We start from the raw sequence: 3,827 nt of genomic DNA on the forward strand, positions 1-3,827 counted from the left end.
CTTATACCAAAAGAGAATTTCTCGTTAATAACCACAGAAATCATACTAGATATAACTGTTATCAATTGACTTCCGAATAACATTACTATGTATATTACCAAAGATTGTACTATTGCTCCTCCATTCGTTGCAGAATCAATAATATCTTTTGTTACCACCGCCAACACAACAGTTACAAGCGTTGCTACCAAATCAAGAGATAATAATAAAGCTATCTTTGGGATATATGGCTTAGAGTAACTTATTAGCCACGCCATATATTTTGATTGATTTCTCCAATCTTTAAAAAAATTTCGTATTTTAAGCAAAATTACACCTCATCCCAAACGGATTTCTCACACCAGCAAAAATAACAACTTTTCATCACTGAATACCATTTGCGAACATACTTGTTCACAAATGGTATTCAGCTTACAAAAAGTTGTTTTCTAATATCATAGTTATTTACTTAATTAGCGGCAGCCGCCTCTACCAGTTTTACCATCTCCAAAAATATCTCCATTTTTTGGACCTGAAAATGTTGGGATTTCATATTTTCCATCGTTAGATGTATAAGTACCATCTTGTACTGTACCATTAAGTGCAAAATATTCTGTATCTCTTAAGCTTAATTCCTTCATTTCTGGTGAATTCCATTCTTTCATAATAAGTTCTCCCTTCGATAATAAAAGTTTCAAAATAATTACTGCTCATTTGATATTGTTATAATATTACATATCCAAGTTAAAATCAACATTTCTAACAACATTGTTACATTTCATTCCACTTTCTTTCTTTTCTACATACTTAACTAATAATAAGGAGTATAATAATTTCATAACTTCAAAATCACTTCCCTTAGGAAATCCATCTTTATAGTCCTCAAGTTGTTTTTTGACCGTGTCAATTTCTAATAATTTTTTAGCTATTTTACTTTCTGTAATCTTAATACATTGAGGATATATATTAGACCAATTTTTATTAATTCTATCTACCAAATCTGCACTTTGTTTTCCCTTATGTGCCCAATCACTAAGTATATGGTCTGGAACATATCCTTTTAAATATTCTCTTACTAATCGTCTACTAACACCGTTATACACAAATTGATGTTCTGGTATTCTTAAACAAAATTCAATCATTCTTCTGTCTCTTGTTGGATCTCTAAGAAGGACTCCCGTCATTAATGACATTCTAGTCTCTATCTCTCCGATTTGAACTAATGCATTATCGTAATACATATATGGCCGATATTCCTCTTGGGTAAGCTTCAAATTAACATTCATATTATATCTCTTATCTTTAAATCGCTCTTGGGTGTTATAAAGCTCAACCAGCTTTTTATTCACATATACTTTACCAAACATATCTTCTTTTGTTACTTGTGTATCTTTTCGTCTTAACCCATTAAATAGATCTCTATACACATTTCTTCTACCCTTATGATAGCAAGTATTAAAAGCATTTACTTGTTTATATAGTTCAAGAAATTTCCCTTTCTTTAACAGAGTTGTGAAATAGATTTCAAAACTACCGAAGGATATTGTTGTATTGCCATACTGACCTGTTAACATGATTCTACAATTATTATCTCTTGCTTGTTTCATCGCCTCTAACATCCATATTACATTCTGTAACGCCTTATATGGAAGCTCAAAGTAACTCATAATTTCTTCTGCAGGATCCCAACAATTTTTATCTTTACACGCAATAAAATTAGGTTCGATATTGCTAAACACCTTTACTGTCTGTTCTACCGATGCTTTTTCATTATGTATGTAATATTGTCCTTCATCACTATCTTGTTGATATTCAGGAATTGAAGTATACGAATATAACTTCTCATTCTTTTTCTCAAGGTATGGTGCGGCAAAAGCTGCCACGGAATTGGAATCTAATCCACCGCTTAATAATATGGATGTATTCGCTTCTGATCGTAAAGTATCCTCAACACATGACTTAAATAATTCAATAAACTCTTCTTTGTATTCCTTATCCTTTTTTTTATAATGAATATCAGAGAACGGGCTATAATATGTAATCTTTTCACATTCATTCTTCGTTAGCACCAATGCTTTACCTGGTGATAACTTAAAGATATTCTTATAGGGAGTTTCTTCACTCTCTGTGTACATGGCTAATTCATTCAATGCAAGATAATCATTAATCCATCTAAGATTCCAATCTACATTTCGTTCTAAAACTTGTATAATCGGATCTATTAAAGTAGAAAAATATAGTACTCCTTTATCATAATGATAGTATATGCTTCTACTTGCAACACTATCTGCTGCTAAATAAGCCTCTCCTTTATTAATATCATAATAAAAGAAAGAATATGTCCCAAGAAACATAGAAAAGCACTCTCTTCCATACTCACGAATCATATGGTACATAATTTGTCCATCTGTATATTCTTGACATGTTGATCCATTAATACTTAATTTGTTTAAGAGTTCTTCTCTGTTGTCAAGAATCACATCTGCCACAAAAACTATATTATCAGTATGATAGGGCATCGTTTCGTATTTCGCCTCTTTTGTGAAGTATTGTCCTCCATATCCAACACACATATGAGCCTTATTGTATGAGTTATATGTATCAATCTTATACTTCTTATATGGTTCTTCCATAATTATAGCCTCGTTTTCTAAGGCTTTTTTCTTGTTAAAATCGATTAATCCCCAAATAGCTGACAAGTTCTTTCCTCCTCTAACAGGATTCTATGCTTATAAAATCTTTCTCAACAAGATTCTGTAGAAAATCTTGTACCGATGATTCACATGTTTCTCTGTCTACATCATATATTTCAAGAAGCTTCTCAATAATACCTATCACTGTAATATCATATTGCATCAAGTCCCAAATATCATTAGCCGCACCTTTTAACATAAAATATTTACCTGACTCAAAATCAATCATGACTTTTTCTCCAGCTAGCTCAGATATTTCTGGGTGCTTAATAAGTTTGATTTTACCATTCATCTTCTATCTCTCCCTTAACCTTCTAAATTGTTTATTATGATATTACTAATTTCATCTGAGTAATCCTTACCTTTCGGCCTAGTTATCAGTATCATCTTTACTCGATTGGCACACTCTATGCATTTCCTAAATATATTTTTATTCAATCCCCCTCTCCTAAAGGATTCAATAGCATACTGATTTTGCAGTAAATATTGAAGTTTATTGTTGCCCTGTAATTCTTCAACTACTAACTCTTCATCATCGGTTATATCCAAAAAGGCCATTAAATGTATCGGTTTTTTGATATTACAAAACTCTTCTTCTGTTAGTTGTAATGCGTACTTATCACGTTCTTCCTCTAATTCAATTAAAGTATTGATATCGAATCCAAATCTAGTAGTCGTATCCTTACACATCTTCTGTTGAGGGTAACCTGGATAAGCATAAATATAATCTTCTTCTGCTATTGCTACTACTGTATCATCCGCTAAGAACACCCCTCCTTTTTCTCTTAAGGCCAAGGATACTGTTGATTTCCCTGCTCCTGATACACCACTCACTACTACTGCTTTATCTCCAAATACAACTGCTCCCCCATGTATAGCAATTGTTTCTCTTTGGTATAATATATTTCCTAAGCATGTCCCGAGTATAATTGCTCGGATATGTTTTATGTTATAGCGTTTTGCAAGAGTTACTACAATTTCTCTTCCATTTAACATCAAGAAATCGCCTTCATTCTCGTAATAGACCCAACTATATTCTCTTAGGAACACAGAAGAATAACTACCATTTGACTTCTTATTAAGAATAAACTCAGGCATATTTCCAGATCCAATTGTGACATCCTCTGCAGTTGTTTCAAGACTCTCATATGCGTC

General features: G+C 32.3%; 5 protein-coding genes. All 5 read right to left on the bottom strand.

The genetic code is table 11. From position 1 onward, the window contains the following. On the bottom strand, positions 1 to 308 hold a 308-nt coding region (locus tag ACW2QF_RS18535), incomplete at its 3' end, for a hypothetical protein (RefSeq protein ID WP_455717498.1). A 144-nt stretch (positions 309 to 452) separates the two neighbouring features. Then, positions 453 to 644, bottom strand: a complete 192-nt coding sequence (locus ACW2QF_RS18540; protein WP_455717499.1) for a hypothetical protein — start codon at positions 642 to 644, stop codon at positions 453 to 455. Between the two features lie 66 nt (positions 645 to 710). After that, a complete protein-coding gene (locus tag ACW2QF_RS18545; RefSeq protein ID WP_455717500.1) occupies positions 711 to 2,678 on the bottom strand; it encodes an asparagine synthase-related protein in 1,968 nt (655 codons plus the stop codon). Positions 2,679 to 2,691: 13 nt separating this feature from the next. Then, entirely contained in the window at positions 2,692 to 2,964 is a 273-nt protein-coding gene (locus ACW2QF_RS18550; protein WP_455717501.1) for a PqqD family peptide modification chaperone, read from the bottom strand. A gap of 14 nt (positions 2,965 to 2,978) precedes the next feature. After that, on the bottom strand, positions 2,979 to 3,827 hold an 849-nt coding region (locus ACW2QF_RS18555), incomplete at its 5' end, for a hypothetical protein (RefSeq protein ID WP_455717502.1).

The organism is Anaerosporobacter sp. (assembly GCF_965301125.1).

Bases quoted from the DNA above. Each gene is read 5' to 3' on its own strand.
- ACW2QF_RS18540 (WP_455717499.1), bottom strand. From the start codon at position 644: ATGAAAGAATGGAATTCACCAGAAATGAAGGAATTAAGCTTAAGAGAT.
- ACW2QF_RS18550 (WP_455717501.1), bottom strand. From the start codon at position 2,964: ATGAATGGTAAAATCAAACTTATTAAGCACCCAGAAATATCTGAGCTA.